This window comes from Congregibacter sp. (assembly GCF_047617445.1).
Taxonomy (GTDB): domain Bacteria; phylum Pseudomonadota; class Gammaproteobacteria; order Pseudomonadales; family Halieaceae; genus Congregibacter.
Genome location: NZ_JBLGBE010000045.1, coordinates 1 through 26,546 on the forward strand (window position 1 = coordinate 1; position 26,546 = coordinate 26,546).

The following is a 26,546-nucleotide window of genomic DNA, read 5'->3' on the forward strand; positions in this document are numbered from 1 at the left end:
ACGGCCGCATCGGTCTGGCCATTGCGGCATCCAATACCGATCGGGTTTACGCCTTAGTGGAGTCTCAAAAGAATGCGCTGTATCGATCGGACGATGGTGGCGACTCCTGGGAAATAGTGAACACCGAAACTATCGGTAGTCGTCCGTTTTACTTTGCCGAAATGCACGTAGATACCCAAAATCCGGATCGTGTTTACAACCTGTATTCGCGTCTCGCACGATCTGAAAATGCAGGCGAAGACTTTGAGGTCATCGAAGACTGGGGAATGGAAGTTCATGCGGATCATCACGCCTTCTGGATCGATCCCGATGATGCCGACTTCATTATCGACGGCACAGACGGCGGGTTGTATTGGACGCGGGACCGAGGCGAGCATTGGCGGTTTGCAGAGAATTTACCCTTAGGTCAGTTTTATCACGTTACGCTTGACGATATGGTGCCCTACAACATCTATGGCGGCTTGCAGGACAACGGGACCTGGTACGGTCCCAGCGAAGTGTGGAATCGTTCAGGCATTCGCAATAGTTATTGGCGAGAACTCGCATTTAATGACGGCTTTGATGTCGTTTTAGAGCGTGAGCCCAGTCACTGGGTTTATGCGCTGTGGCAAGGCGGAATGCTGGTGCGCGTCAATAAAGAAACGGGGCAGCGAAAGACCATTGCTCCAGTCGATGCCGATCGAGACTTGCGATTCAACTGGAACGCAGCTATCGCCGGAGACCCATTCGCCGCTGGCACCTTGTACATCGGCAGCCAGTTTGTACATAGAAGTCGTGATCACGGAGCGTCTTGGAGGGTCATCAGTCCAGATCTCACGACTAATGATCCTAATAAACAGCTGCAGCATCGGTCCGGTGGATTGTCTATTGATGCTACGAGCGCCGAAAACCACACGACGCTTACCGTGATAGCGCCGAGTCCCTTGAAAGAAGGTTTGATGTGGGTGGGATCGGATGATGGGCGGGTTCATCTCACACGCAATGGCGGCAGGCGATGGATCGATCTAACAGGGAATCTGGCGGGTGCGCCGACGCATGGTTGGATCAAGCAGATCGTGCCCTCAAGCCATCAACCCGGCGAAGCCTTTGTAGTAATCGACAATCATCTTCAGGGTGACTGGGCCGCCTATTTACTGCATACCAGTGACTATGGGCAGAGCTGGCGCAACCTACTAGCAGAGCAAGGCTTGCCGTCCTACGCGCTGTCGTTTGTTCAGGATTCCGAAGAACCTCGGCTAATGTTCCTGGGCACAGAGTTCGGTCTCTACGTGTCCTTGGATGCAGGCCGCAGTTGGGACCAGTGGACTAAGGGTTACCCGTCGGCGTCGACCATGGATCTTAAGATTCAAAAGCGGGAAGGGGATCTGGTACTGGCAAGCTTTGGACGTAGCCTGTGGGTGTTGGATGACCTAAGGCCTTGGCGAGAACTTGCAGCAATGCCCGCAATCACAGACAAGCCACTGCACCTTTTTGCGCCCGCCAACACGTACCAACCGGTTATTGATCAGGCTCCGGGGCAGCGCTTATCCCCGGATCAGTTGTATGCGGGCGATAACAATGCCCGGGAGGCATTGATTAGCTTTTGGATCAATGACCCTGATGTGGAGGCCGTGAGCTTCGCTGTGTTAGCCAAGGGACGGGTCGTTCGCAAATGGGACGCGCCCGTGGTGCAGGGTCTCAATCGCACAAGCTGGGACTTGCAATGGCAGGGGCAGGATATCTATGGGCCGCTCATGAGTCCTGTGCTGGAGCGACCCTTCGCCGCGCCAGGCCGTTACGAGCTAATGGTCACCGCTAAAGGGCACAGTGCGACCCAAGAGATGACATTGCTTGCAGACCCGAGAGTCGATTTTAAGGCCAGTGATTACGCCGAGAATCTGGCTTTTCGCCAGTCGATAGAGTCTCTGCAGAGGCAATCCAAGGACGTGATGCGGGTGCTGGCCTGTATGGAGGAGGAGATCGCTCAAGCGGACGCTTCAGTACCACAAGAGGCGGCAGATGAGCTGCGTAGGGGCATTGATGAACTGTGGGAGCAGGTGGATTTTCGCGAGTTTCAGGGAGTGATTAGCGACTCAGGCAAGCTATCCCATCGTTTGAGTAAGGCGTTCTACTTTACCCACTCGCCTTATGAGAAGCTCACGGTGAACGATAGAGAGTTTTTGAAACTTCTGGAGCGGCAAACACAGGATGTATTGACCTTGTTTACTGAGCTGATTACCCGACAGTGGGAGCCACTTATGGGCAAACTCGAAGTGTCAGACGCACTGCACGGCGGTGTTCAAGGGCCGGAGGGTGGGAATGGGTCAGAACAACCACCCATGGATCAAACGACCGGGTGTGAGCGTAAATAGGCCTGCGAGCACCAACCCTAAAAAGTAAAGCCGGATCATGGTGCGGCGATGGGTGTCGATATCCCCGCGTCGTGCTGCCAGCCAGCCTCGGGGTACCGAAAATCCGACCAAGATACAGAGTAAATGTATGGGGCCGAAGTGACCCAGCAGTGTAGGGCCTACCTGGGCGGGAAGGATTAGGGCGATCGCCGCGGTGACAAGCATCAGCAGTAGATACACTCTTCCCAGTCGTTTGTGCATGGGAGTTCCCTTTGGCGCGACCAGCATCACCGTGCCCAGAACAAATGCAGGGACAACCGTTGCCAGGTGCAGGTAGACAATAGTCATGTACCCCATAACAACTCCTCAGCGTCTCTATGAACTCATCAATCTCGCAAGATCGCCAATGCAGAAGCCGCGCTGTCCAGCTGACTATCGCCTAAGGCCTGAGTGAGGCGCTGACCGAGGCCGTTCATCGTAGTTAGCGCTTCTTCGAGGCGGATTTGGCCCGCAGAGGTCAGGGTTACCAGGCTCACGCGCGCGTCCCGGTCGCTACTGTCTCGGGCAATAAAGCCAGTGTTCTCCATGGGCTTTAAGAGCCGAGTTACCCCCGATGCCGTTCTGCCAATCGCGGTGGCGAGGTCCACACGACGCATGCGCAGGTCAGGGCAGCGAGCGAGTTGGTAGAGCACCATAAACTCCACATAGCCAATGCCATGCACGGAGCCAAGATTGTGGTCGATGCGAGCGGAGAGGCGTTCGCTGGCCAGCCATAGATCAACGAGGGTTTTGGCTCTGGGATTAAGTGTTTTCATGTGAACTCCTTGCTTATGCGTGCACAGTACATGATCAATACTTGATCTATCAAGTATATAGAAAGCAAATAACTAAGCGCTTACTTATCCGATAGCCCATCTGTGACGGTGATCGGGAGACGTGTATGCTTGGCACGTGAGTGAGCCATCCAACAAAACACCCGTGACGCCTGAGTTTGCGCTTTATCTTGATGATGTGCAGATGGATGCCGTGCGGGCGGGCGGTGCAGGCGGGCAAAACGTTAATAAAGTCTCCACAGCAGTACATTTACGCTTTGATTTGCACCGCGCGAGGCTTCCAGAGCGCGTTAGGGAGCGGCTTTTGAATAGTCGTGACCGAAGAGTCAGTGATGACGGGATCTTGGTGCTCAAAGCACAGCGTCACCGCACCCAGGGTAAAAATCGCGAAGACGCCATAGAGCGCTTGGTGGAGCTGCTCCGGGAAGCGAGCTTTGTGCCGAAGTCTCGCAGGGCCACGCGTCCTACGCGTGCGTCCAAAGAGAGACGCCTGAAAAGCAAGGATATAAACAGTAAAAACAAGAGTTTGCGTAAGAAACCAAATGCTGAATCATGAAAAATACAAAAAGATATAAATAGCGAAAACAATGTGTTAACCAAGAAACCCAATGTTGAATAGCGCGCAACTCATGGGTAAAGTCCGGGCTCGTTTTAGAGCCCACTAGGAACTCCTATGCGCAAGCCCCGCGATCTTGAGCGCCTCAACGCCAATCTCCCCGTGTTTATGAAGCTGTTTGACGGCAAAGTGGCGGAGTTCGATGCTGAGGACGGTACTGCGACGCTGACCTTTACCGTGGGAGAAAACTTTTGCCACTCCGGTGATATTGTTCAGGGTGGCTTTGTAACGGCCTTACTCGATGCCGCGATGAGCCACGCAGTGTTTGCTTATGACGATAGCGTGGGCAACCTGTCATCGCTAGAGATTAGTACCCGATATTTAGAGGCTACTCGAGCAGGATTCCTTACGGCCGTAGGACGTATTGTTCGCCTGTCGCATAAAACGGCGTTTTTGGACGGTCAGTTGTTCAACGCCGAGGGGAATTTACTGGCCACCACACAGAGCGTTGCCAAAATCTACCGCAAGCCCAAAGACGCGTGAAGCGCACTGGCGCTGAGCGATAGTCGGTGTTGAGCTAATTATGTGCGGCCGTTTCAATGTCACCAGTACACCGGGCTTGCAGGTGCTATTGAATGAGCTGAGCGTTGATGTGCAGGTCACCGAGGCTGCCTGCAACGTGGCTCCGACGGAGGCCGTGGGTTTACTGCGTAGCACCGGCGATGCGCCTTGCAGTATGCAGCTAGCACGTTGGTGGTTAACCCCGTCCTGGGCCAAAGAAGTCAGTCAAAAATACGCCATGTTCAATGCACGGAGCGAAGGGCTCAGCAAGAGTCCGGCTTTTCGTAAGCCTTTTGCGAGTCAGCGCGGCATCGTGCCGATGTCGTCGTTCATTGAGTGGCGAGGAAGTGCTGGAGACAAGCAGCCATGGTTGATTAGTAACGAAGCAGAGGCTTTGGCGGTAGCTGCGCTATGGGATCTTTGGTTTGACGATAAAACTGATGGCAGTGAACCGTTGCTGTCTTGTACGTTGGTAACCACCGCTGCGGCCGAGTCGTTTAAACCCTGGCATACACGCATGCCAGTTATGCTTTCGAGCGATGACAGAGAGCGATGGTTAGACAATCGAGCGCCGATTGAGCCAGATGATCCTGTGTTTGCTCCCCAGCTTAGGGAGGCGCTTCGTCTGGTTCCTATCAGTCGCGCTGCGGGAAACTCTCGTAACAAGAGCCCTGACAGTATTCTGCCTGCCGGGGAGTGGGTGACGCTCCCTGCGACCGATGCTTAATTGTTTTCAATCCAAGCGTTTCAGTTAATTAACGCTTGGTAGGTAAGGACCCGAAACTTTTTGGCCAAGGGTGTCTGGTGGGGGACGCTCTGCACCATAAACAAGCCGACGATCTTGTCCTTGGGGTCTACCCAAAAGTCGGTCCCTGCCGCACCGCCCCAGCCATAAGCGCCGTCGGCACCTAGTTCACCACTTTTACCCGCGGTGCTGTCGATGATGCCCACACCCAGACCAAATCCGTCCATACCCCAGATCCCTGTAGAGTCAGCACTTCCAAGGTGGTTTTTTTGCATGTGTTGGATGGTTTTTGGTGACAGGAGCTGGGCACCATTTAAATGGCCGCCATTGGCAAGCATGAGTGCGAAACGCAGGTAGTCGTCAGTGCTTGAGATGAGTCCGCCCCCACCACTTTGAAACAGGCTCCCATCGAGGTAGGGGCGGGTGAGTTCGGGATCAGCAGGCTCCAGTTCCGTCTCGGCGTTGAATGGCCAAGGCGTGTTCCAGTCCATGACTGTGCCTTTGGGGGAGTAGAGCGCGGCAAGACGCGACTGCTTTTCTTCGGGTACGACAAAAAACGTATCCTTCATCCCCAAAGGCTCAAAGATGCGTTCCTTTAGAAAATCACCAAAGGCTTGGCCACTCACAACCTCCACGAGGCGGCCCTGAAGATCGACCGAGACGCTGTAGTGCCACCGGGCGCCCGGTTGGAAAAGCAAGGGGAGAGTACCGAGGCGTTTCGAAAACTCCGCGAGATTCGGCGCGCGAAGTAATTCTGCATCGCGATACAGCTTGTCGACGCCAGTATTGCTAAATATCCCGTAGGTCATACCAGCGGTATGGCGCAGTAAATCACGGATGGTCGGTTGACGATTAGGCGCTTTGCTCACCAAGTTACCATTCTCGTCTTCCTGCGCGAGTGACAATCCCTGCAGTTCTGGAAGGTATTGGCTAACCGGGTCCTCAAGCAGGAAACGGCCTTCTTCATGCAGCATCATTACGGCGACGGCGGTAATCGGTTTACTCATGGAGTAAATGCGAAACAGTGCGTCATCTGACATAGGCCGGCCTGCCTCTCGATCCGCCAAACCCCAGGTCTCGTTAAACACAATCGCGCCGTTGCGGGCGATCACGCCATGACCACCGACCATGATTCCCTCATCGACGGCTTCTTCCATACGGTCGTTGATGCGCTCAAGGCGTTCACTTGAGAAGCCCTCGCGGGCAGGAGAGGTGCTGGGGATGGCCATCGGCTGAAAACTGCCGTCCGCAACAGCGCCTTGGGCAACGAGCAGGTAGGTAGTGATCAGGCACGCGTAAACCGCGCTGACAAGGTGTTTACTTCGCATTATTGCGTTTCTCCAAACGACGAATGGGGCGATGTCATGCTTGAGCGGGGCAACTTTGGGCCATGCGCTTGGTCAAGACAGCCAAGATAGGCAATTGAGACGAGGCGCACAACCTGTAGCTGTCAAGCTGTGTAATTACCGCTGCTGCGCTATGCTGCTGGGGTTATAGCGGTACACGGGTTTGGATAGTTAATTTGTTCTCACGCAGAAAAATATTGCAGCTTTCCGCCGGCATACCGGCTTTCGCCTCTTTGCTAGGGCAAAAATCTGCCGCACGGGGACTGGGGACTGATTACGATGTCATCGTGATCGGTGCAGGCGTCGCTGGCCTTGCGGCGGCCGAGCGACTTGTAAGCCTGGATAGTGATCTCAAGGTGCTGGTGCTCGAAGCTCGAGATCGTATTGGCGGGCGTGTTCACTCGGTCCGCCACCAAAGTAGCACCCGCGATGCGGAGCTTGGTGCAATGTCGCTCACGCAAGCACAAGGGCGAGACTGGGCGGTAACTGATCGTTTGGGTCTAAACGTCGATGAGTTTCCTGACAATAGCCTCGGTCTGTACCCGGGTATGGCGGCACTAGTGCGTGCGCTTGCCGAGTCCTCGACCGGGCGAGTGCAGCTCGATAGCGAAGTGCGAGAAGTGTTCTGGCGCGAAGGCTTGGTCGGCGTGAGTTATATGAATCGCAGACTTAGTAGCGCGGTAACCGGCCGGCGCTTGGTCGTCACCTTGCCGGCGGGCGTCCTGCGCAGTGGGGCCTTGTCGATCACACCGGCCTTACCGTCTTCCAAGCTGGATGCTTTGCAGTCGCTGTCTATAGAGCCTGCAATCAGTGTTGCTGTACTGTTCCCCGGAAGTCATGCAAAGCTAAAAGATGCTACGCAACCTTGGTTGTATGAAGATTCGACGACCCGCTTACGCGCATTTTCTGTGAGTGTCGACGGGGATGTGCTGTTGGAAGCGCAGTTTCGAGGTTCTCGGGCGGATGCTCTATCCGAGCAGTCCGAGTCACTGCAATTGTCCTTGGCAATTCGCGCCTTTGGGGATGCATTGGAGTCCTTGCCGTTATTGAGTGACGCGAGCTGGACCGGCACTGCCGATTGGTTGGCTGATCCACTGAGTCTCGGCGCTGCAACGCAAGTCGGAAGTACGCTGACACATCTTGAGATCGCTTCGAGTATGGGAAACACCGTGTTTTTCGCTGGAGAGGCAACAGCCGACCCGGCAGCGGTGGGAACTGTCCACGGTGCCTATGACAGCGGGGAGCGCGCCGCGCGCGAGGTTGCTCTGTCACTCAACATTGAGTCTGAGCTAGACTTCCCTAACGAGCCTGTTCTGGAGCTACTCTAGAGCCGTCTGCGTGGTCCCTGGAGCCCCCTCTACTTAGCGCGATTCGCGTTCAGATCCTTGATTAGATGCTTTGATGCCATGAAGAACATGAACAGCGCGATGACGCCTACGCAGGCCGTGATTAACATCGCATGACGCAGATTGTCTTCTCCTGAGATCGGTAATAACAGGTCGTTGGCCAGCCCGGTAAGAAATGGGCCAAGTCCGAGACCGATCATATTCAAGATAAAAAATAAAACGGCGGACGTTAGGGCACGGATGCGCGGGGGCACCATCGCATGAGACACCAGCAATACTGGGGCCTAGATATAGGGAGTTGGCGATCATGATGAAGAACAGCACCACGAGAATCGACGTGGTGTTATCGCTGCTCAGGACATAAAAATACGGGACAAACGCTATAAGCCCACCAATGATGGGCGTCCATGCATGCCAGCGTACATCTCGAACGGTCAGTTTGTCGGCGATTACGCCGCCAGCAACTGTCCCTACGGCGCCAGACACCCCAGCCACTAATGAAAGCACCAGGCCGATGTCAGCGATGCTCATGCCATGGTTTCGGTATAAAAAGGAGGGGAAGAGGTTTTCGTTGCCGTAGCTGACAAAAGACGTGAGCGAGCCGCCTAGTGTCACGTATCAGAACGATTTTCGCTGGTGAAGGACCTTCACGGTTTGCTTAAAGGTAGGCCGATCGGCGTCATCCTTTGAACTGTCCCAGCGTCTTCGAAGTGGCTCTCTTACCGTGAGAAGAAGAAGGCCGGCCAATACAACACCGGGTAGCCCTACGATCATGAAGGCTTTTCGCCATCCAAAGGCTTCAGCAGTCCGCCTCCAGTGTCGAAGCGATAGTGACCGCTGCTGGGCTTGAGATGGATTTTTCTTCGGGATTCGCTGGCAACGTGTGATGCTCGATTTGTTATTAGGAGGTCAAATCTGAGCGCGGATCAATGCCGGAATTTTCGCGTGCCGGGAAACATTACTTTCACGCTGGTATGCACAGGGGCCTTTGGCTAGACTGGCCGCTTTCCGCAAGTACTCCATCATTATGACGACGCTCACGCATCTGGATGGTCAGGGTCGCGCCCGCATGGTCAATGTCGGCGAGAAGCCAATCACTGCCCGGCGCGCAATCGCCGCTGCACAGATCTGTATGCAGTCTCAAACCCTTGAACAGATTCGTTCGAACAGTTTGTCCAAAGGGGATGTTCTGGCTGTCGCGCGCATTGCAGGTATTCAGGCCGCTAAACGTTGTGATGAACTCATACCGCTGTGCCATAGCCTGCCTTTGGATGCGGTCACTGTGGACTTTGAACTGGACGACGCGCTGCCCGGCGTGCGTATCACGGCCAGCGCCTCCGTACAGTCGCGCACAGGTGTTGAGATGGAGGCCCTCACAGCGGTCTCCATTGCCGCCCTTACTATCTACGATATGTGTAAGGCGGTTGATAAGGGCATGTTGATCGATAAGCTGTGTCTTGTACGTAAAGAAGGTGGAAGGTCTGGCGTATGGGAGCGTCCAGATGCAGTTGATGGACATCAAGAAACACAGAGCGAGGAATAAAGACCAGTGAAGATAATGTTTTTTGCGCGGCTCAGAGAACTGCTCGGCAGCGACACTCTGGAGATTGCCGACGCAGACTGCCCAATAGATGTGGCTGGGCTTCGGGCTATGCTGCGTTTGTCTGTTAACCCCGATTTGGCTGACTCTTTAGCGGATCCCAATGTCTTTTGCGCGGTTAATCAAAAGGTTGTGAGCGACGATGAGCCCTTGGCAAGTTCTGACGAGGTCGGGTTTTTTCCGCCGATGACGGGAGGGTGAACATGTTTGCGGTCGATATATCTGATCAGCCTTTGGATATCGCTGCCCTGGGCAAAAACTTTCCACGCAGTGCCTCCGAAACGGGTGCGGTGGTTACTTTTACGGGGTTTGTTCGTGGTGAAGGGATTAGCGCTCTGGCCCTCGAACACTATCCGGGTATGACCGAGCAGAATATTCTCGAGACGATCTACAGCGCAGCCCGGCGATGGCCAGTACAGGCTGTGCAGGTGGCCCATAGGGTGGGAGAGCTGAAAGCCGGTGAGCCCATCGTTTGGTTGGCGGTGGGGTCAGGGCATCGAGCGGCGGCCTTTAGCGCCTGCGAGTTTGTAATGGATTACTTGAAAATTTCCGCGCCTCTGTGGAAGCGCGAGTGCGATCTTCAAGGCAACTGGCATTGGGTTGACGCCAAGGCCATAGACCAAGATCGCGCTAAACGTTGGGGTAGAGGTGCGACCGCATGACTATTGATGCTCGCGAGTTGCGCGATGCGCTAGGGCAGTTTGCGACGGGCGTGTGCCTCGTTACAGTGACTGACGAAGATGGTGTGGCTCACGCGCTAACGGTAAATTCATTTTCTTCGGTATCACTGGATCCACCTTTGGTCCTATGGAGCCTGCAAAAGGACGCGGAGATTTACGCCCTGTATGAGTCGGCGCCCAGGTTTTGCATCGCCGTACTTTCCGATGCTCAGGAAGGGCATTCCTCGGGCTATGCGCAAAAAGGTGCACATCGACTGGCCGCAGAGCATTTTGAGTCTGGTCTCAATGGCGCGCCCCTGATCACTGGTGCCCTGGTGAACTTTGAATGCAGTCTCGAGCGAGCTATAGATGGCGGAGACCATACGATTTTGCTCGGCAGAGTGACACGAGTGTCCACGATTGACTCTCAATCGCCTCTGGTGTTTCTCGGCGGCCAGTACCGGGAGCTCAAATGAAGTTCTGTAGTGAGTGCGGAGGATCGATTGAGCTGCGTATTCCCCAGGGCGATGATCGCGACCGCTACATCTGTGATGATTGCGACCACATTCATTACATCAACCCTCGCGTTATTGTGGGCTGTCTGCCTGTGTATGAAGACAAGGTGCTGTTGTGTAAGCGCGCCATCGAGCCGCGTTACGGGTTTTGGACCATGCCTGCGGGGTTTATGGAAAACGGTGAAACGACGGAAGAGGGCGCTGCGCGGGAAACCTGGGAAGAAGCTCGTGCTCGGGTGAGCAATATGCACCTATATCGGGTTTTTGACGTGCCGTACATCAGTCAGGTCTACATGTTCTATCGATGTACCCTTGACGACGGGCTCTTTGGGGTTGGACCCGAGAGTCTTGAGTCAGCGTTATACGCTGAGCACGATGTTCCATGGGACGAGATAGCCTTCCCAGTGGTACGAGAGACACTCAAAGCTTACTTTGACGATCGTCGCCGGGATGACTATCCCGTGGCAGTCGATGCTATTCGTTATCGGAAGCCGCCTCGGACGAGTTAAAACCGGGCCTGTCGCGCCGAAAAGACGCGGCGGTAGCAGTGGATTACAACATTGATTCAAGGTTCTTAAGGAGATCTTCATGGCGTTCCCCAAAGTAGGCAATCTTGCTCCGGCTTTCTCACTACTTGATCAAGATGGGAAGAAGGTGAGCCTCAAAGATTTTCGCGACAAGAAAAACATTATTTTGTATTTCTACCCCAAGGCAATGACTCCAGGTTGCACGACCCAGGCTTGTGGCTTGCGTGATAGCCAGACGGCCCTCAAAAAGCTCGATACCCTTGTGTTCGGCGTGAGTCCTGACCCTGTGCCACGCCTGGGTCGCTTTATCGAGAAACAGGAGTTGAACTTCAGCCTGTTGTCCGATGAAGATCATGCCATTGCCGACAAGTACGGTTCCTGGGGACTGAAGAAATTTATGGGACGTGAGTTCATGGGCATATTGCGTACTACCTTTATTGTTGGCAAAGACGGGCGGCTCAAGCACGTTATGGATAAGGTCAAAACCAAAACGCATCACGACGATGTATTAGCCTTGATTAAAGAGCTGGGTCTATAGCGCTATGGTTACTCAGTCTCCTGCAAAAACACGCGTCGTAAGCTTCAATGCAAATGGAATTCGAGCGGCCCAGCGCAAAGGGTTTTTCGAATGGATGGAGCGTGAATCTCCGGATGTTGTTTGCGTACAGGAGACCAAGGCGCAGGTTCATCAGCTGACCGATGAGGCTTTCCATCCCCAGGGTTACCACTGTGTATACAACGATGCCGAGCGCAAAGGTTACAGCGGCACCGCTGTGTACTCGCGAGTCAAGCCCCGCGCCGTGACCACGCGCCTTGGCTGGGAGCCCGTGGACGGAGAGGGCCGATATCTTCAGTGCGACTATGCGGGACTGTCCGTGATATCGCTGTACGTTCCATCGGGGTCAAGCAGTGAAGCCGCACTGGAAAAGAAGTTTACTTTTATGAAGCTGTTCTTTGAGCATCTGCGCACGCTAAAGCGTAAGCGTCGAGAGTTTATTATTTGCGCAGATTGGAACACCTGCCATCAGGCTATTGATCTGCGCAACTGGCGGGCTAATCGCAAGAACTCTGGATTTCTTCCAGAAGAGCGCGCTTGGCTGGATCGGATCTATGATGAGATCGGCTTTGTGGATTCGTTCCGAGTTGTTGACGAAGAGCCAGACCGGTACACCTGGTGGTCTAATCGAGGACAGGCGTGGGCCAAAAACGTAGGCTGGCGACTGGACTACCAGATGATTACGCCAAAGCTCGTGCCGACTGTGCGGGCCGCGTCGATTTATACAGATGAGCGTTTTTCGGACCACGCCCCGCAGATCATGGAGTACGAGCTGGAAATTAGGTCCTAGATCAACTGGCCGTTTGCCGGGGATGGGTAAAACCGGTACATTCCCTCGCCATTCGCAGATCGGATTTGCCGCTCCTAAGGCGTAGCAAGTCTTTTTCTATTATTGAGTTACCCCTAAGGAGTTACCGTGTTTATTGCATCAGCCCACGCCCAAACAGCTGCCCCCGCAAGTGGACCCGCCGGAGGCGAGATTTTTCAGATTATTTTCCTGGTTGGCCTTTTTGTACTCTTCTATTTCATAGCGATCAGACCCCAGCGCAAGCGCCAAAAAGAACATACTGCAATGGTTTCTGCGCTGGGTAAGGGCGACGAAGTTGTGACCAGTTCCGGCATCCTTGGCAAGATCGTCAGTCTTGATGATAGCTATGTAGTGCTAACTGTCAGTGAGAAAGTGGAGCTCAAATTTCAGCGCGTTCATATACACGCTGTGCTTCCCAAAGGCACACTTAAGAGCATTGGCTAACATCTTTGAGCCTGGCCGCTGCGTTTTCGGCGCTACGTGGGCTTAATGAGGGTAAGTACGTCAATAGACCGGTAACACAAGGACTGTAAGAATATGGTTGAGTTGATGGGCACTATCAACGGTATCGCCTGGGGTCCGGTGATGCTGGTTCTGCTTCTTGGCACCGGGGTTTACTTAACCCTGGGACTAGGGTTTCTCACGCTACGCAAGCTACCCACCGGCTTTGGACTGCTCTTTAGAGGTCGTATCGGTGCGGGCGCAGGTGATATTTCACCCTTTAGCGCGTTGATGACATCGCTCTCAGCCACCATCGGTACAGGCAATATCGCAGGCGTGGCGACTGCAATAACCTTGGGCGGTCCCGGTGCGCTGTTCTGGATGTGGATTACCGCGCTTTTCGGTATGGCGACCAAGTACGCGGAGGCTGTGTGTGCTGTCCATTTCCGTGAACAAGATAGTAACGGTCAGTACAGTGGCGGCCCGATGTACTACATTCGTAATGGTCTGGCTCCACATTGGCATTGGCTCGCTTTCGCGTTTGCAATTTTTGGTGGCCTGGCCGGTTTTGGCATTGCCAATACCGTGCAGTCCAATTCTGTCGCTCAGGTCCTGAATGATAGTTACGCCATAAACCCCCTCTATACCGGTCTTACGCTTATGGTGCTGGTTGGCGCCGTGGTCTTGGGCGGCATCAAACGTATTTCTAGCGTTGCGAGTTATCTTGTGCCGCTCATGGCCAGCAGCTATTTGCTAATGGGCCTCATCGTCATCGCCATGAACGCCTCTGCAGTACCCGCAGCAGTTGTGACTATTGTAGAGTCAGCCTTTACCGGCTCAGCGGCGCTGGGTGGGTTTGCCGGTGCCTCTATGTGGGCTGCGATTCGCTTTGGTGTGGCGCGGGGAATATTCTCTAACGAGGCAGGTCTAGGAAGTGCACCTATTGCCCACGCGGCGGCCAAGACTAACGAGCCGGTAGAGCAGGGCATGATTGCGATGCTTGGTACCTTCATCGATACCCTCATCGTTTGCAGTATTACAGGACTGGTCATCGTTATTATGGACGTCCTTCCTAGCGGTGTGAGTGGCGCAAGTCTCACGAGCATGGCATTTGGGAATGCGTTTCCCGGGGGAGACATTATCGTCACTCTAGGGCTGTGTATTTTTGCCTTTACGACCATGATTGGTTGGTCGTTTTATGGGGAGCGCTGCGTTGTATTCCTGGTGGGAACAAAGGGGGTGATGCCCTTTCGCGTCGCCTGGGTTCTGGCGATTCCGGTGGGCACCATGGTGCAGTTGGATCTGATCTGGCTCATTGCCGACACGCTGAACGCGTTTATGGCGATCCCCAATCTAATTGCATTGCTGCTTCTGGGCCCATTGGTGTTTCGACTGAGCCGCGAATATTTTCAACGATAGCTGTTAGTACTTCGACGATAATAGTCACTAGGCCATATGCGTTTGTGGCCGAACTGATAATCTGTTCGCTTATCAGCGCTTCACGTTTTGTGAGAAGCGCTTTGCAGGGTATTCTCAGCGTATGAGCGTGACACTCGACAAAAAACTCGTTATCGCGATTTCATCGCGGGCACTCTTCGACTTAAGCGAAAGCCATCGTGTGTATGAAGAAGAAGGTCTCGCCGCTTACTCTGCGTATCAAATCGAGCACGAAGAGCAGCCTCTGGAGCCGGGTGAGGCCTTTCCCCTGGTAGAAAAGATGCTGCGGATTAATGCCAGACTAGGCGGTGACAAGGGAGTGGAAGTGGTACTCCTGTCGCGCAATAGTGCCGATACGGGGCTGCGGGTATTCAATTCAGTGCAGCACTATGGCCTGGCTATTAGTCGCGCCGCGTTCTGCGGCGGAGAGAGTCCCTGGCGATACATCAGTGCCTTTGGCTGTCAGCTGTTTCTGTCCAGCGAAGCCGAGGACGTGCGCAATGCGTTGGAGTGCGGAATCGCTGCCGCAACCCTGGTATCCAATAAGGGGGCCAATCGAGGCACAGATCAGCTGCGGTTTGCCTTTGATGGCGATGCGGTTCTGTTTTCTGATGAGGCAGAGCGCGTGTATAAAGCGCAGGGCTTGGATGCCTTTACGGCAAGTGAGCAGGCCTCGGCTCGTACACCTCTGTCCGGTGGTCCTTTTAAGTTGTTCTTGTCGGCTCTCCACGATATTCAGCAAGCACTTCCGGCAGAAGATCCGCCAATCCGCACGGCATTGGTAACAGCACGTTCGGCGCCTGCGCATGAACGCGTGATTCGAACCCTGCGAGCCTGGAACATTCGTATCGACGAATCGATCTTTCTTGGCGGCTTGGATAAGACAGAGTTTCTAAGGGCTTATGAGGCGGATGTGTTCTTTGATGACCAGCCTGCGCATTGCGCCTCCGCGAGCCCTCATATCGCGACGGGGCACGTACCCCATGGTGTCGCCAACGAGCGATAGTCAGAAAACTTCAAGCCTTATACCCAAAAAGCTTGAAGTTGAGTGCAGCTAATGGCTATTCTTTATAACGTCTAGGCGTTAAGCCTGGTTATCCGACGTTAGAGGCACCCTAGCCATGAAACTCCAGCAACTCCGCTATATCTGGGAGGTCGCACATCACGACCTCAACGTATCGGCAACCGCACAGAGCTTGTTTACCTCGCAACCGGGTATCAGCAAACAAATACGGCTTTTAGAGGATGAGTTGGGCGTCGAGATATTCTCTCGAAGTGGTAAACACCTGACGCACGTCACACCTGCAGGCCAAGTGATTCTGGAAACCGCTGGTGAGGTCTTGCGCAAGGTCGAAAGTATCAAGCGTGTCGCTCAGGAGTACTCGGATGAGAAACGAGGCGCCTTATCAATTGCCACAACGCATACCCAAGCACGGTACGTTCTCCCGGACGTGATCAGCAGTTTTATCGGCAAGTACCCCGATGTGTCCCTGCATATGAACCAGGGCACGCCTATGCAGATTTCGGAAATGGCTGCAGACGGCACGGTCGATTTCGCTATCGCAACAGAAGCTTTGGAGTTGTTTAGCGATCTGATCATGATGCCGTGTTATCGCTGGAACCGCTGTGTCATCGTCCCTAGGGATCATCCTTTGGCACAGGTGTCTCGCTTGACGCTGGAGGATGTTGCTGCGCACCCCATCGTCACTTACGTTTTTGGGTTTACCGGTCGTTCACGTCTTGACGAGGCTTTTGTAACGGCAGGGCTGACGCCTCGTGTAGTGTTTACCGCTGCGGATGCGGATGTGATTAAAACCTACGTCCGTTTGGGGCTGGGTATTGGGATCGTTGCAGACATGGCGCACGACGAAGAGGTTGATGACGATTTGGTGGCACTGGATGCGCGGCACTTGTTCGCTAGCAGTGTGACCAGTATCGGTTGTCGCAAAGGCACGTTCCTGCGTGGTTATATGTATGACTTTATTTCTGATTTTGCACCGCACCTAACACGCGATGTGGTGACCGAAGCCTTTCAGCGCAAAACGCGATCTGAGCTTGATCAACTGTTCGGCGATCTTGAGCTGCCGGAATATTAGAATCTGGTCATTGGATAGTGTTGCTATCACTTTCAAGTGCACGAAGAAAAGCGCCGACCTTGTCTAACTGCTCCTGATACTCGGCCTCTAGCTGAGAGTCATAAACTAGTCCTCCACCAGCCCAGCAATGGAGCTGTGAACCCTCGTTGAACAAGGTTCGAATAGTGATGTTGCTGTCGAGCCGGCCATGACGAGACACATAAAAAAGGCTTCCGCACCAGGCCTGGCGAGAAGCGGGCTCAAGTTCATCGATGATTTGCATAGCGCGGTGCTTTGGTGCTCCGGTGATGGATCCTCCGGGCATGCAGCCAAGCAGCAGGTCCAGCACGCTATGCTTTGACGATAATTCGCCTGTCACCACACTCACCAGGTGATGCACGGTCGAGTAGCTTTCGAGCGTAAACAACTCCTTTGCTCGGACGCTCCCTGGTTCGCAAAATCGCCCAATATCGTTGCGCAGAAGGTCCACAATCATGAGGTTCTCGGCGCGTTCTTTGTCAGACGCCAGCAGCGCTTCGGCGGCCAAGCGATCCTCTGCCGGGTCGCTATGCCTGGGACGCGTTCCTTTGATCGGGCGCGTTTCTACAGAGCTTTGATCAACGGTTAAAAAACGTTCTGGCGATAGGCAAAGCAGTGACTGATCTTCACCAAGGGGGAAGAATGCGCTGAACGGTGCACGGGCTATGCTGCGCAGTTTTTGGTAAGCGCAAAACAGGTCTCCTGCAAAGGGTGCAGAAAAGGCTTGCCCAATGTTGATCTGATAGCAGTCTCCTGTGCTGATGTATCCCTGCACTTTCTTGAACCTCTGTTGGTAGTCCGATAAGGACCAGTGATGCGCAAACTTCTGCTGGAGTTGGAATTCCATTTGTGTAGGCGCAGCAGCCTCTTCAGTGATTAGGCGGTGGAGGATCGGATACGCCTCTTCGATCGCGGTTGCCTCGCCCACCAGCCAACTTTGTTGTTGCTGTCGGTCCTGCACAATGGCCCACGGGTAATAGTGGGCCACGGCGATGGGAAGCGTTCCTGCCTTTGCCGCGGGCATGTTTTGTAAGCGTCGTCCTAGCTCGTAGCTGAAGTGGCCGATGTAGCCGCCGTAGAACGGCAGAGCGCATTGGGATGATGTCGTGGTGATTTGACGTTCCGCGAGGTCCTGCCATTGGCTGAGTGCTCGGCGCATATCACTCTTCGTACAATTCGCTTCAATAAACAGGCTCCTCGACACGTCAGCTTGTGCAGCCACGATATCGAATCGTCCACGAACCGTGTCGCCACCGCTGTCGAGCAGCACTGCTTCCCCTAGGTGTCGCAGGCGGCGATAAAGGCGGCAGGGGTCGTCGAAGTAGGGCAGCGACACTGCGTTAGTCGACGGGGCGGGGGCCTTGGCTGTCATGTTTTCGTAGCTCATAAGTCATACCGATAGTTGGCATAAGCTATTGTTTAAATTGACTTTCAGTGGCCTAGGAACTACTGTGCTCCACCGTCTTTTTTGCTGTAAGCCGAGGGCGTAAATGCACTCGAGTACTGTCTCACGATCAGGGTACGGCCTAACAGAACGTAAGTGGACAAAAGTAGATAGAAGACGGATAGAAAACAAATAGAAAATAAACATTCTGCAAGAGAGTTGTTCGCATTTATGAGTGATCCATCGAAGGATAATGCCAAAGACTCAGCTACGCCTTATGCCACGCTAAGTAACCCTTTTGCGTCGGCACAGGAGCATCAGTTCGAAGTGCCCGGACAGATTCATAGCGCGCCGGGACTATTCGAAGAAACCATGAAGGCCGGTGCTGCGTTACAGCGGCTACCGCAAAACGCCGCTGGGGTGCGCAGTATACAGCGCCAGCACCTCAAGAAACGTATGACAGTTTGGGAGCGCATTGACTGCCTTGCTGATGAGCCCCCGCGTGTTCTGTATCAAAACTGGGGGCCGAACCTGGACGGTGCGTCACTGGTGACCGCGCTGATTCGCGTGGGTGGTCGAGATGTGGCGGTTTATGGTCATGACTTTACCGTACGTGCTGGCTCCATGGATGCAACAAATGGTGAAAAGCTGGCACGACTGTTTGAGCTTGCGGCCAAGCAGAGAATACCTCTGGTAGGTTTGAACGATTCCGCGGGAGCCTACATTCCGGCTGGCGTTGGTGGTCTGGATGGGTATGCGGATGCCTTCACGGCACTACGTAAGATTAGCGGGGTTGTTCCCAGCATTATGTGCATGTTCGGTTTTAACGCGGGGGGTGGATCCTATCTGCCACGGCAAGGTAGCTTCCTGATCCAGCCGAATGACACCTTCTTTGGCCTCACGGGTCCGGGTGTAGTGAAATCAGTGCTTGGCGAAGATGTCACGCCGGATGAGTTAGGTGGTCCAGGAGTGCATAGTCAAACGGGAGTTACAGATTTTGTCGTGCCTGATGAGGTTGCTGCGCTGCGAAAGGTGCGCGACCTACTGAATTATCTGCCCAGCCACAATGCGGTGGCTGCGCCTCATCAGCCGTCTTCGGATCCGATTACGCGCAAAACATGGGACATCGATGTTCTGTTAAAAAAGGCGTTTAACTCGCCCACAGGCTTTAATACACCCATCGACATTACGGTTTTGATTCAGCAGCTGTGTGATCACGGTGATTTTCTTGAAGTGCAGGCTGAACGTTCACGCAACACCATAACGGCATTGGGGCGTATGGGGGGTAATGTCATTGGTTTTGTAGCCAACAACTCTGCGGTTGCATCGGGTCAGATCGATATTGGAGCCGCCTATAAAAATGCGCGATTTATTCGGTTCTGTAATTTGTACAACATCCCCATAATTTTTCTCGAGGACACAACAGGGTTCTTACCCGGACGTGAGCAGGAGTCACGAGGCATCGTGCAAGCTGGTCGGGCCATGCTTGATGCCATCGTCGACTTACGCACGCCGCGGTTTTTGGTGCTGGTGCGCAACGCTTTTGGTGGGGCTTACGCTTCTTACAACAACTATTCGACAGGTGCGGACTTGGTTGTGGCACTGCCAACCACTCGGGTCGCGGTGATGGGGCCGGCAGGTGTCGAGTACGTTTATAAGGACGAGCTTAAGAAGTTGCGCGCCGAGGCGCGTACCCGTTTGGCACAGGAGACGCAGGCGCAACAGGCCGCAGGACTTAGCGTGACGGAAGCTGCGGGCGCTGCAAAAGCACTGGTAGATGCGTGGATCAAGTCCGAGGAGCAGCTGCTTGCGCAGCGTTATGAACGCGAACTCATGAACCCTAACGAGGCCTTAAGCCTCGGTTCTATTTCTCAAATCGTGATGCCCTCAGATTTGCGACAGGTGCTCGCCGAGCACATGGAGTTTTGCCTGCGAAATTACGAGCCTGCACCGATGGACGGTGTTCAGCGCGAATTCCATTGATTCAAGCTCATTTGCTAAGGACCCGTTACCGTGTCTAACGAACACTATTTGAAAAATCCTTTGATACACAGTGATCGAAGGCTTGGCCGGCAGAGTAGCGCCTGGGTGAGTCAGTTCGATTGCTCCCATGTGCGGCCCCTGATCATTTGTCGGGGACCTATCCGTAAAGAAGCGATCGATGTGTTTCGGGAGATGGGAATCCAGCACATTGGAATCTTGCTCTCAGAGAAAGATTCCATCGTGTATCAAAATGCCCTTGCGCCCGAACTACGTGTTATGCCTGATCCCGAGCGCATTCATCGTGTTCCCGATTACACCGGTGCGAATAAGGAAGAGCGGAATCAGCGTATCCAGCAAATCATTGGTATCGCAAGGGACAACGGTTACAACTCGATCTTTGCCGGTTATGGTTTCATGGCCGAAGACGAAACCATGGTAGCCGCCATGGAGTCCGCAGGTCTTAACTTTATTGGACCTTGTTCGCGCACTGTGCATGACGCAGGTCTCAAAGATGAAGCGAAGCGTACCGCCTTAAAAACAGGTGTCTCGGTAACTCCCGGTATCGACAACGCAACGGCGCTAGCACTGATTAAACGCTATCCCGATCACGACGCGCTGGTGGCATTGATTCATAGCGAGTCTCTGCCTCTGGATCCCACGACGCTAGAGCCTGAGCTGGAGACGGCCGCTGATCAGGTGTTGGCTGCGGGTTACGCAAAGGGCGTGGACCTGTATACCGTCGATGAGTTAAGCGAGACTGTTACCGAAGCTGTGTTGCGCATGAGCGATCAGTACCCCAGTAATCGCGTTCGACTTAAAGCGATTAGCGGCGGTGGCGGCAAAGGGCAGCGAATTCTGAGTATCGGCGAATCTCATCGCGCTGGCGAGATGGTTCGAGAGATTCTCAACGAAGTTAAAACAACCGGTGTGGGTGACAACAAGAACGTACTGGTTGAACTTAATATCGAGACAACACGCCACCAGGAAATTCAAGTTATCGGAAACGGTATCTGGAGCATGAGCTTGGGAGGGCGGGACTGCTCCTTACAAATGCACGAGCAAAAGTTGTTGGAAGTGTCGGTTACCGTGGATTCCTTGGCATTGTCTCTAAAGGAGGCTCAGGCGCAGGGTAACGCTATTGAAGCAGCTGTCCTCGAGCAGGACATCCGCACACTGTCGCAGATGGAAGACGAGGCCGCGCGCTTTGGCGAGGCCGTGGGACTGGATTCGGTATCAACCTTCGAATGCATTGTTGATCGCGACAAGCATTTCTTCATGGAAATGAATACGCGTATTCAGGTGGAGCACAGGGTGACTGAGCTTTGCTATGCGCTGCGCTTTGCTAACCCTGAAAACTCCGAGGATCATTTTGTCGTTGAGTCCCTGGTCGAGGCCATGGTGCTACTAGCGACGCATGCGCCAAAGCTGCCCAAGCCTCATCGTGTGGCGCGCCATAACGATAGTGTAGAAGCGCGTTTGAACGCTACGAATCAGGCGCTGCAGCCCAGCGCAGGTGGTGTGATCGAATACTGGTCGGACGCGATTGACGGCGAGATCCGAGACGATCAAGGCATCAGTCTGCATAACCCAGACACTGATGTGTTTATGAAGTACACCTTGGCAGGTGCTTACGATTCGAACATTGCCTTGCTGCTGACCGTCGGCGACACCCGGCTTGACTGCTACCAGCGCATGGCCGAGACAATTCGCCAAACGCAAATGCGCGGTAAGGATCTGGCAACGAACCTCGAGTTTCACTACGGGTTGGTGAATTGGTTTCTCGGCCAAAATATTAATGCGCGGCCTACCACGCGGTTTATCGTCCCCTATCTCACGGCGGTGGGTGAGTTAAAAAGAGAAGCGCTAAACATTGATCTGGAGCATGCCTGGCAGCAGGTCTGCGCATTAGAAGTCGCCGCTTCAGATAGTGCGGGAGATGCGTCGTTTCTATCGACGCTGGATCTCAAGCACACACTCTTGCTGCGACCCCTGGGGATGTTGCTGGAGCAGCCGCATGTGCTGAGCGGCTGGCTCAGTGTTCATCGCGATAGCTACACCATGATTAATGAGCGGGTTAGTTGGAACGATAACCCCATCGAATTATTGGTCGAACTTTACCATTTTTTGAATATGGATTATCTCCCCGGAGCGCCGGCGGCGGGAATGATTTGGGCGCATGATCACGAGATTCTGCAAGATGCACAGGCCTTTTATGCGAAGCTTGAAGGGCTATTGTCTGCCGAGGATTGGCTGGCTATGCAGACGCAGCTTAGTGAGGCGAGCCCACCGGAGGGTGCTGCTGTAACAGAGCAGGAGTGGGTTGCGATAAAGGCAGCGCATCGCGGATATCAATCGGGCTGCTCCATCATGAGTATTCTTCCGGCGATAGCAGAATCGACTGCCTATTTCACACTCTGCGTGAATGACGATCTAACGATTAATATTCCAGAGCGTTTGGATGACTCGCAGCTTCAGACGGCGATGGCCAAGGTGCTTGTGCCTCCGCCGGTCGCCAACTCCGATGAGATTATCGCCGCCAGTGGGGGAATGTTCTACGGTCGGGAAACCCCGGATTCGCTCCTCTACGTCGAAAAAGGCGATCACTTTCAAGCGGGTGATCCTTTGTATATCGTTGAAGTCATGAAGATGTTTAATAAGGTCTATGCGCCCTTCGCCGGCACGGTGGAAGAAGTATTGGTCGAGGGCGACGGTATGATTATTAGCAAGGGGCAGGCCTTGTTCCGGATCACACCGGACGAGAAGATCGTATTTGAATCGCCGGAAGAAATCGCGGAGCGCCGTCGCACGGCAACCACTCGTTACCTGGGTCAGCTTTAGTTTATCTGAGTTGCCCGACGCCAGGAGTAGCACACAATGATTACCGCACTGGACCATATAGCGATCGCTGTACCAGATTTAGAAAAAGCAATTACGCGTTTTTGTGAGGATTTTGGCCTCCCTTATGAGGGTCGTGATGATGTTGAAGCGGCAAAGACGTCCACCGCGTTTATTCCACTACCGCCGACGAATATAGAGCTGGTCCATCCCTTGAATGGCGAGGGGCCTATCGCCAAGTATCTCGAAAAGCGTGGAGGCGGATTGCATCACCTGTGTTTTCGATCTGACGATATCCATGCAGATATTGAGATGCTTCGAAAGAAGGGTTATGAGTTTCTCGCTGAGGCTCCGGCTCCCGGCGCGCACAATTCTTTGACGATTTTTATTCATCCGCGCAGCTGCGATGGGGTTCTTGTTGAACTCAGTCAGCCCGCAGACGAGCACTGAGTACAAGCTATGAGCGATAGCAAAAAAGCCTCTGCAGAAAATCTTGCCGCCTGGGATGCCCTGGCGACAAAGCAAATGAAGGGACGAAGCCCCGACGAATTAGTCTGGAATACGTCGGAAGGTATAGCGGTAAAGCCGCTATACACCGCGGCCGATATTGAAGGTCTTGAACACACTGACACACTCCCGGGGATGGCGCCCTATGTACGAGGCCCTCAGGCCACTATGTATGCCGGACGTCCATGGACTATCCGTCAGTACGCTGGCTTTAGTACGGCTGAAGATTCCAACGCGTTCTACCGAAAAGCGCTTGCGGCAGGCGGACAGGGCATTTCTGTGGCCTTTGATCTTGCCACCCATAGAGGCTACGACTCCGATCACGAGCGGGTGACCGGTGATGTTGGTAAAGCCGGTGTCGCGATTGACTCCATCGAGGATATGAAGATTCTCTTTGATGAGATACCTCTGGATAAGGTATCGGTGTCCATGACCATGAACGGCGCTGTCTTACCCGTATTGGCAGGCTACATCGTCGCTGCTGAGGAGCAGGGCGTGACTCAGGATCAGCTGGCGGGCACCATTCAGAACGACATTCTGAAGGAGTTCATGGTTCGAAATACCTACATTTACCCGCCAGCACCGAGTATGCGAATCATCGGTGACATTATTGCCTACTGCTCAAAAAACATGCCGCGCTTTAATACGATATCGATCTCCGGATACCACCTTCAGGAGGCTGGCGCGAACGCGGCTTTGGAGCTGGCCTATACCCTGGCGGACGGCAAAGAGTACATCCGCACCGCGATCGCCGCCGGGCTGGGTATCGATGAGTTTGCGCCACGTTTATCGTTTTTCTGGGGCGTGAGCATGAACTTCTATATGGAGATTGCGAAAATGCGTGCCGCCCGGCTGCTTTGGAACGATATCGTTGCTGAGTTTTCGCCGCAAAACCCCAAGAGTTCTATGTTGCGCACGCACAGCCAGACTTCCGGTTGGTCACTCACCGCGCAGGATCCTTATAACAACGTTGTTCGCACCACCATTGAGGCTATGGCGGCGGTCTTTGGCGGCACCCAGTCTTTGCATACCAATGCCCTGGATGAAGCTATCGCACTGCCCTCGGAGTTTGCAGCGCGTATTGCACGAAATACACAGCTGATCCTGCAGGAGGAGACGGGTATTACCAAGGTTGTTGATCCCTGGGGCGGCTCTTACATGATGGAATCGCTCACGCAGGAGATTGCGGACAAAGCACGAGAGCTGATTGCAGAAGTTGAAGAAGCCGGGGGCATGGCTAAAGCCATCGAAACCGGTATGCCCAAGCTGCGTATCGAAGAGGCTGCTGCGCGGAAGCAGGCGCGTATTGATCGCGGCGAAGATGTCATTGTCGGTGTTAACAAGTACCCGCCGCCGCAAAACGACCCTATCGACATTCTTGATATCGATAACGCTGCGGTTCGCGATTCACAGATTGCGAGGCTGCAAAACATCCGTGCGCACCGGGATCAAGCAGCTGTTGATAAGATCCTCGCTGATATTACGGCTTGCGCGGCGGGAGGCGAGGGCAACTTACTGGCTCTGGCCATCGATGCTGTGCGCTTGCGCGCGACCGTGGGCGAAATTTCCGATGCGATGGAGGCAGAGTTTGGGCGCTACACGGCGCAGGCTCAAACGGTATCAGGCGTTTATGGCGCTGCATTTAAGGATGACGAGGGCTGGAAAATGATTTCTGCCGATATCGATAAGTTTGTCGAGCGTCACGGACGTCGGCCGCGCATGTTGGTCTGCAAGATGGGCCAGGACGGTCATGATCGTGGAGCCAAAGTTGTGGCCACGGCGTTTGCCGACGTGGGCTTTGACGTTGATTTGTCGCCTATGTTTTCTACTCCGGCCGAAGTGGCCCGTCAGGCTGTAGAGAATGACGTCCATTGTGTGGGTGCCTCCAGTTTAGCGGCGGGACATAAGACCCTGGTGCCCGAGCTCATACAGGAATTAGCCAAACTCGGCGCGAGCGAGATCGTTGTTATTGCGGGGGGTGTTATTCCCGAACAGGACTATCCCGCCCTGAAGGATGCTGGCGTGAGCTGCATCTTTGGGCCTGGTACAGCTATCCCTGAGGCCGCACGGGAAGTGCTCGAGGCGGTAAACGCGGTAAGCGGCTAACACAAATGCCGCAGATCGACGCCAATAGTGTTCGAGCGGGAAACCGGCGTTCGCTTGCCAAGGCAATCACCTTAACCGAGAGTTCATTGCCCGCGCATCGTGAGCAGGCACAACAGCTCCTCGAGGCTTTGCTGCCGTATACCGGCAATAGCATACGCATTGGAATCAGCGGTGTTCCCGGGGTTGGTAAGTCCACCTTCATTGAGTCCTTTGGGCAACTGCTCTTGGCCGCGGGCCATCGCGTAGCGGTTTTGGCGGTAGATCCCAGCTCTCCCGTCGCCGGCGGTTCCATCATGGGTGACAAAACTCGGATGGAGCAGTTGTCGCGCGAAGAAAACGTGTTTATTCGACCGACACCTTCTGGTGGGACGCTCGGAGGCGTTGCCCAAAAGACGCGGGAGACCATGCTGCTCTGTGAGGCGGCGGGTTATGACGTGATTCTCGTCGAGACTGTGGGAGTAGGGCAGTCGGAGTTTCAGGTTGCGGGCATGGTCGATTTTTTCATGCTCTTGATGCTCCCCGGTGGTGGCGATGAACTTCAGGGCATCAAGAAAGGTATTGTAGAACTTGCCGATGCCATGGTGATTAACAAATCAGATGGGGACGGAGAGCGGATCGCTGCAGCCACCCAGTCCCAATATCAATCCGCCTTCAGCCTGCTGCGCAATGAAGCCCATTGGACCCCAGTGGTGATGCGCTGCTCGGCGCTGAAGAAAGTCGGTCTGGATGAGGTGTGGAGTACCATCCAGTCCTACGTCACCTCAACGCGCAGTACGGGCTTCTTTGAGCATCGGCGCAGCACGCAGAATCGCGAATGGATGCAGCAACTGGTACAGGCCATGCTCTTGCAGCGGCTAAAAGATAACGAAGCGGTGATCGCCGAGCTTCCGGTGCTGGAGGCAGAAGTCGAAGCGCAACACATCACGCCCTATGCCGCAGCACGACGGGTCATTGAGTTGCTGGATAAAGCTTAGTTATGGCTTATCAGCCCTTGGAAAAGCTGATCAATCTCCACGATGGCTATCGCAAGATAATCCAGCACCGAGGGCGGCAGTTGTTGCTCCTGCAGGAGGGCGGAACACCTTACTTGATCGATCGTCACTGCCCGCACGCCGGACAGGTTCTGGATGCTGCCGCCGTGAATGGTGATGTGCTGACCTGTCCGAAGCACTTGATTCAGTTTTCGATTCAGGATGGCTTTCCGCGAGGTGCTAACTGCAGTGCTTTGGGCGTTCATACTCTTGTGTATGAGGGCAATAGTGTGGGAGTGGGTGAGTGACGCGCTTCGACAGACTCTACTGCAAAAAAATCGTACGGGCCGAAGGCCTTCGAAATCGGTGGCATGCATTGAGTTGTG

At 54.1% G+C, this 26,546-nt stretch carries 27 protein-coding genes; 22 read left to right on the forward strand and 5 right to left on the reverse strand.

What is annotated here, in order from left to right:
* The coding region (locus ACI9KD_RS11055) for a WD40/YVTN/BNR-like repeat-containing protein (RefSeq protein WP_414981228.1) at window positions 1-2,351 on the forward strand (2,351 nt) is incomplete at its 5' end.
* Here ACI9KD_RS11055 and ACI9KD_RS11060 read toward each other — a convergent pair.
* Together ACI9KD_RS11060 and ACI9KD_RS11065 are read right to left on the reverse strand one after the other, a co-directional pair.
* Complete coding sequence (locus tag ACI9KD_RS11060) at window positions 2,304-2,687, reverse strand: DUF2306 domain-containing protein (protein WP_414981229.1); 384 nt, start codon at window positions 2,685-2,687, stop codon at window positions 2,304-2,306. The two genes, ACI9KD_RS11055 and ACI9KD_RS11060, sit on opposite strands and share 48 nt — an antisense overlap.
* 29 nt (window positions 2,688-2,716) lie before the next feature.
* Window positions 2,717-3,145 (reverse strand): MarR family winged helix-turn-helix transcriptional regulator, encoded by a 429-nt coding sequence (locus ACI9KD_RS11065; RefSeq protein ID WP_414981230.1) that lies wholly within the window; start codon window positions 3,143-3,145, stop codon window positions 2,717-2,719.
* A gap of 136 nt (window positions 3,146-3,281) precedes the next feature.
* Between ACI9KD_RS11065 and arfB the strand changes: the two genes are divergently transcribed.
* The 3 genes from arfB (at window position 3,282) to ACI9KD_RS11080 (ending at window position 5,007) form a co-directional block, all read left to right on the forward strand.
* The gene (gene arfB / locus ACI9KD_RS11070; RefSeq protein WP_414981231.1) at window positions 3,282-3,719 is read left to right on the forward strand and encodes an alternative ribosome rescue aminoacyl-tRNA hydrolase ArfB; all 438 of its coding nucleotides are present in this window, start codon (window positions 3,282-3,284) and stop codon (window positions 3,717-3,719) included.
* Between the two features lie 117 nt (window positions 3,720-3,836).
* The gene (locus tag ACI9KD_RS11075) at window positions 3,837-4,262 is read left to right on the forward strand and encodes a PaaI family thioesterase (RefSeq protein WP_414981232.1); all 426 of its coding nucleotides are present in this window, start codon (window positions 3,837-3,839) and stop codon (window positions 4,260-4,262) included.
* A 40-nt stretch (window positions 4,263-4,302) separates the two neighbouring features.
* The gene (locus ACI9KD_RS11080; RefSeq protein WP_414981233.1) at window positions 4,303-5,007 is read left to right on the forward strand and encodes an SOS response-associated peptidase; all 705 of its coding nucleotides are present in this window, start codon (window positions 4,303-4,305) and stop codon (window positions 5,005-5,007) included.
* A 20-nt stretch (window positions 5,008-5,027) separates the two neighbouring features.
* Here ACI9KD_RS11080 and ACI9KD_RS11085 read toward each other — a convergent pair whose 3' ends face one another.
* Window positions 5,028-6,353: a serine hydrolase domain-containing protein gene (locus ACI9KD_RS11085; protein ID WP_414981234.1), complete on the reverse strand. Its 1,326-nt coding sequence runs from the start codon at window positions 6,351-6,353 to the stop codon at window positions 5,028-5,030.
* Window positions 6,354-6,568: 215 nt separating this feature from the next.
* Here ACI9KD_RS11085 and ACI9KD_RS11090 point away from each other — a divergent pair, with 215 nt between their 5' ends.
* Window positions 6,569-7,699, forward strand: coding sequence for a flavin monoamine oxidase family protein (locus ACI9KD_RS11090; RefSeq protein ID WP_414981235.1), 1,131 nt, complete (start codon window positions 6,569-6,571; stop codon window positions 7,697-7,699).
* Between the two features lie 29 nt (window positions 7,700-7,728).
* On the opposite strand, the gene ACI9KD_RS11095 is transcribed toward ACI9KD_RS11090, so the two are convergent.
* A complete protein-coding gene (locus ACI9KD_RS11095) occupies window positions 7,729-7,992 on the reverse strand; it encodes a hypothetical protein (protein ID WP_414981236.1) in 264 nt (87 codons plus the stop codon).
* A 752-nt stretch (window positions 7,993-8,744) separates the two neighbouring features.
* On the opposite strand from ACI9KD_RS11095, the gene moaC reads away from it, so the two are divergent.
* From moaC to cysB, 11 genes are all read left to right on the forward strand, one after another.
* On the forward strand, window positions 8,745-9,260 hold the full coding sequence (moaC, locus tag ACI9KD_RS11100) for a cyclic pyranopterin monophosphate synthase MoaC (protein WP_414981253.1): 516 nt from the start codon (window positions 8,745-8,747) through the stop codon (window positions 9,258-9,260).
* Window positions 9,261-9,275: 15 nt separating this feature from the next.
* Window positions 9,276-9,518: a MoaD/ThiS family protein gene (locus ACI9KD_RS11105; protein ID WP_414981254.1), complete on the forward strand. Its 243-nt coding sequence runs from the start codon at window positions 9,276-9,278 to the stop codon at window positions 9,516-9,518.
* Window positions 9,519-9,520: 2 nt separating this feature from the next.
* Window positions 9,521-9,979, forward strand: coding sequence for a molybdenum cofactor biosynthesis protein MoaE (locus ACI9KD_RS11110; protein ID WP_414981237.1), 459 nt, complete (start codon window positions 9,521-9,523; stop codon window positions 9,977-9,979).
* Entirely contained in the window at window positions 9,976-10,452 is a 477-nt protein-coding gene (locus ACI9KD_RS11115) for a flavin reductase family protein (RefSeq protein ID WP_414981238.1), read from the forward strand. Before ACI9KD_RS11110 ends, ACI9KD_RS11115 begins: the two co-directional genes overlap by 4 nt.
* On the forward strand, window positions 10,449-11,000 hold the full coding sequence (locus ACI9KD_RS11120; RefSeq protein WP_414981239.1) for an NUDIX hydrolase: 552 nt from the start codon (window positions 10,449-10,451) through the stop codon (window positions 10,998-11,000). The genes ACI9KD_RS11115 and ACI9KD_RS11120 overlap by 4 nt, the downstream gene beginning before the upstream one ends.
* Window positions 11,001-11,079: 79 nt before the next feature.
* The gene (gene bcp / locus ACI9KD_RS11125; RefSeq protein WP_414981240.1) at window positions 11,080-11,556 is read left to right on the forward strand and encodes a thioredoxin-dependent thiol peroxidase; all 477 of its coding nucleotides are present in this window, start codon (window positions 11,080-11,082) and stop codon (window positions 11,554-11,556) included.
* A gap of 4 nt (window positions 11,557-11,560) precedes the next feature.
* Window positions 11,561-12,364: an exodeoxyribonuclease III gene (locus ACI9KD_RS11130; RefSeq protein ID WP_414981241.1), complete on the forward strand. Its 804-nt coding sequence runs from the start codon at window positions 11,561-11,563 to the stop codon at window positions 12,362-12,364.
* A gap of 126 nt (window positions 12,365-12,490) precedes the next feature.
* Window positions 12,491-12,826: a preprotein translocase subunit YajC gene (gene yajC, locus ACI9KD_RS11135; protein ID WP_414981242.1), complete on the forward strand. Its 336-nt coding sequence runs from the start codon at window positions 12,491-12,493 to the stop codon at window positions 12,824-12,826.
* Window positions 12,827-12,919: 93 nt separating this feature from the next.
* A complete protein-coding gene (locus ACI9KD_RS11140) occupies window positions 12,920-14,242 on the forward strand; it encodes an alanine/glycine:cation symporter family protein (RefSeq protein ID WP_414981243.1) in 1,323 nt (440 codons plus the stop codon).
* Between the two features lie 121 nt (window positions 14,243-14,363).
* Window positions 14,364-15,266, forward strand: coding sequence for a 5'-nucleotidase (locus tag ACI9KD_RS11145; protein ID WP_414981244.1), 903 nt, complete (start codon window positions 14,364-14,366; stop codon window positions 15,264-15,266).
* Between the two features lie 115 nt (window positions 15,267-15,381).
* A complete protein-coding gene (gene cysB / locus ACI9KD_RS11150; protein WP_414981245.1) occupies window positions 15,382-16,356 on the forward strand; it encodes an HTH-type transcriptional regulator CysB in 975 nt (324 codons plus the stop codon).
* Between the two features lie 7 nt (window positions 16,357-16,363).
* Here the strand turns inward: cysB and pabB are convergent, their stop codons facing one another.
* Window positions 16,364-17,761 (reverse strand): aminodeoxychorismate synthase component I, encoded by a 1,398-nt coding sequence (pabB, locus tag ACI9KD_RS11155; protein WP_414981246.1) that lies wholly within the window; start codon window positions 17,759-17,761, stop codon window positions 16,364-16,366.
* A gap of 228 nt (window positions 17,762-17,989) precedes the next feature.
* Here pabB and ACI9KD_RS11160 point away from each other — a divergent pair, with 228 nt between their 5' ends.
* From ACI9KD_RS11160 to ACI9KD_RS11185, 6 genes are read left to right on the forward strand one after another with little or no spacing between them, the layout of a single operon-like run.
* On the forward strand, window positions 17,990-19,741 hold the full coding sequence (locus tag ACI9KD_RS11160) for an acyl-CoA carboxylase subunit beta (RefSeq protein ID WP_414981247.1): 1,752 nt from the start codon (window positions 17,990-17,992) through the stop codon (window positions 19,739-19,741).
* Between the two features lie 30 nt (window positions 19,742-19,771).
* A complete protein-coding gene (locus tag ACI9KD_RS11165; RefSeq protein ID WP_414981248.1) occupies window positions 19,772-22,579 on the forward strand; it encodes a biotin/lipoyl-containing protein in 2,808 nt (935 codons plus the stop codon).
* A 36-nt stretch (window positions 22,580-22,615) separates the two neighbouring features.
* Window positions 22,616-23,026 (forward strand): methylmalonyl-CoA epimerase, encoded by a 411-nt coding sequence (gene mce, locus ACI9KD_RS11170; protein ID WP_414981249.1) that lies wholly within the window; start codon window positions 22,616-22,618, stop codon window positions 23,024-23,026.
* A 9-nt stretch (window positions 23,027-23,035) separates the two neighbouring features.
* Window positions 23,036-25,189 carry a methylmalonyl-CoA mutase gene (scpA, locus tag ACI9KD_RS11175; RefSeq protein WP_414981250.1) on the forward strand — a complete coding sequence of 718 codons (2,154 nt, stop codon included), beginning with the start codon at window positions 23,036-23,038 and terminating at the stop codon, window positions 25,187-25,189.
* Between the two features lie 5 nt (window positions 25,190-25,194).
* A complete protein-coding gene (gene meaB / locus ACI9KD_RS11180) occupies window positions 25,195-26,163 on the forward strand; it encodes a methylmalonyl Co-A mutase-associated GTPase MeaB (protein ID WP_414981251.1) in 969 nt (322 codons plus the stop codon).
* Between the two features lie 2 nt (window positions 26,164-26,165).
* A complete protein-coding gene (locus tag ACI9KD_RS11185; RefSeq protein ID WP_414981252.1) occupies window positions 26,166-26,468 on the forward strand; it encodes a Rieske (2Fe-2S) protein in 303 nt (100 codons plus the stop codon).
* Window positions 26,469-26,546: the final 78 nt, after the last annotated feature.

Excerpts from the sequence above, each read along its gene's own strand:
- meaB (WP_414981251.1), top strand. The coding sequence starts at position 25,195 with ATGCCGCAGATCGACGCCAATAGTGTTCGAGCGGGAAACCGGCGTTCG.
- ACI9KD_RS11140 (WP_414981243.1), top strand. The coding sequence starts at position 12,920 with ATGGTTGAGTTGATGGGCACTATCAACGGTATCGCCTGGGGTCCGGTG.
- ACI9KD_RS11085 (WP_414981234.1), bottom strand. The coding sequence starts at position 6,353 with ATGCGAAGTAAACACCTTGTCAGCGCGGTTTACGCGTGCCTGATCACT.
- ACI9KD_RS11060 (WP_414981229.1), bottom strand. The coding sequence starts at position 2,687 with ATGGGGTACATGACTATTGTCTACCTGCACCTGGCAACGGTTGTCCCT.
- ACI9KD_RS11185 (WP_414981252.1), top strand. The coding sequence starts at position 26,166 with ATGGCTTATCAGCCCTTGGAAAAGCTGATCAATCTCCACGATGGCTAT.
- ACI9KD_RS11075 (WP_414981232.1), top strand. The coding sequence starts at position 3,837 with ATGCGCAAGCCCCGCGATCTTGAGCGCCTCAACGCCAATCTCCCCGTG.
- ACI9KD_RS11065 (WP_414981230.1), bottom strand. The coding sequence starts at position 3,145 with ATGAAAACACTTAATCCCAGAGCCAAAACCCTCGTTGATCTATGGCTG.
- ACI9KD_RS11160 (WP_414981247.1), top strand. The coding sequence starts at position 17,990 with ATGAGTGATCCATCGAAGGATAATGCCAAAGACTCAGCTACGCCTTAT.
- pabB (WP_414981246.1), bottom strand. The coding sequence starts at position 17,761 with ATGAGCTACGAAAACATGACAGCCAAGGCCCCCGCCCCGTCGACTAAC.
- bcp (WP_414981240.1), top strand. The coding sequence starts at position 11,080 with ATGGCGTTCCCCAAAGTAGGCAATCTTGCTCCGGCTTTCTCACTACTT.
- ACI9KD_RS11115 (WP_414981238.1), top strand. The coding sequence starts at position 9,976 with ATGACTATTGATGCTCGCGAGTTGCGCGATGCGCTAGGGCAGTTTGCG.
- ACI9KD_RS11130 (WP_414981241.1), top strand. The coding sequence starts at position 11,561 with ATGGTTACTCAGTCTCCTGCAAAAACACGCGTCGTAAGCTTCAATGCA.
- mce (WP_414981249.1), top strand. The coding sequence starts at position 22,616 with ATGATTACCGCACTGGACCATATAGCGATCGCTGTACCAGATTTAGAA.
- cysB (WP_414981245.1), top strand. The coding sequence starts at position 15,382 with ATGAAACTCCAGCAACTCCGCTATATCTGGGAGGTCGCACATCACGAC.
- ACI9KD_RS11120 (WP_414981239.1), top strand. The coding sequence starts at position 10,449 with ATGAAGTTCTGTAGTGAGTGCGGAGGATCGATTGAGCTGCGTATTCCC.
- ACI9KD_RS11145 (WP_414981244.1), top strand. The coding sequence starts at position 14,364 with ATGAGCGTGACACTCGACAAAAAACTCGTTATCGCGATTTCATCGCGG.
- ACI9KD_RS11080 (WP_414981233.1), top strand. The coding sequence starts at position 4,303 with ATGTGCGGCCGTTTCAATGTCACCAGTACACCGGGCTTGCAGGTGCTA.
- moaC (WP_414981253.1), top strand. The coding sequence starts at position 8,745 with ATGACGACGCTCACGCATCTGGATGGTCAGGGTCGCGCCCGCATGGTC.
- ACI9KD_RS11105 (WP_414981254.1), top strand. The coding sequence starts at position 9,276 with ATGTTTTTTGCGCGGCTCAGAGAACTGCTCGGCAGCGACACTCTGGAG.
- ACI9KD_RS11110 (WP_414981237.1), top strand. The coding sequence starts at position 9,521 with ATGTTTGCGGTCGATATATCTGATCAGCCTTTGGATATCGCTGCCCTG.
- scpA (WP_414981250.1), top strand. The coding sequence starts at position 23,036 with ATGAGCGATAGCAAAAAAGCCTCTGCAGAAAATCTTGCCGCCTGGGAT.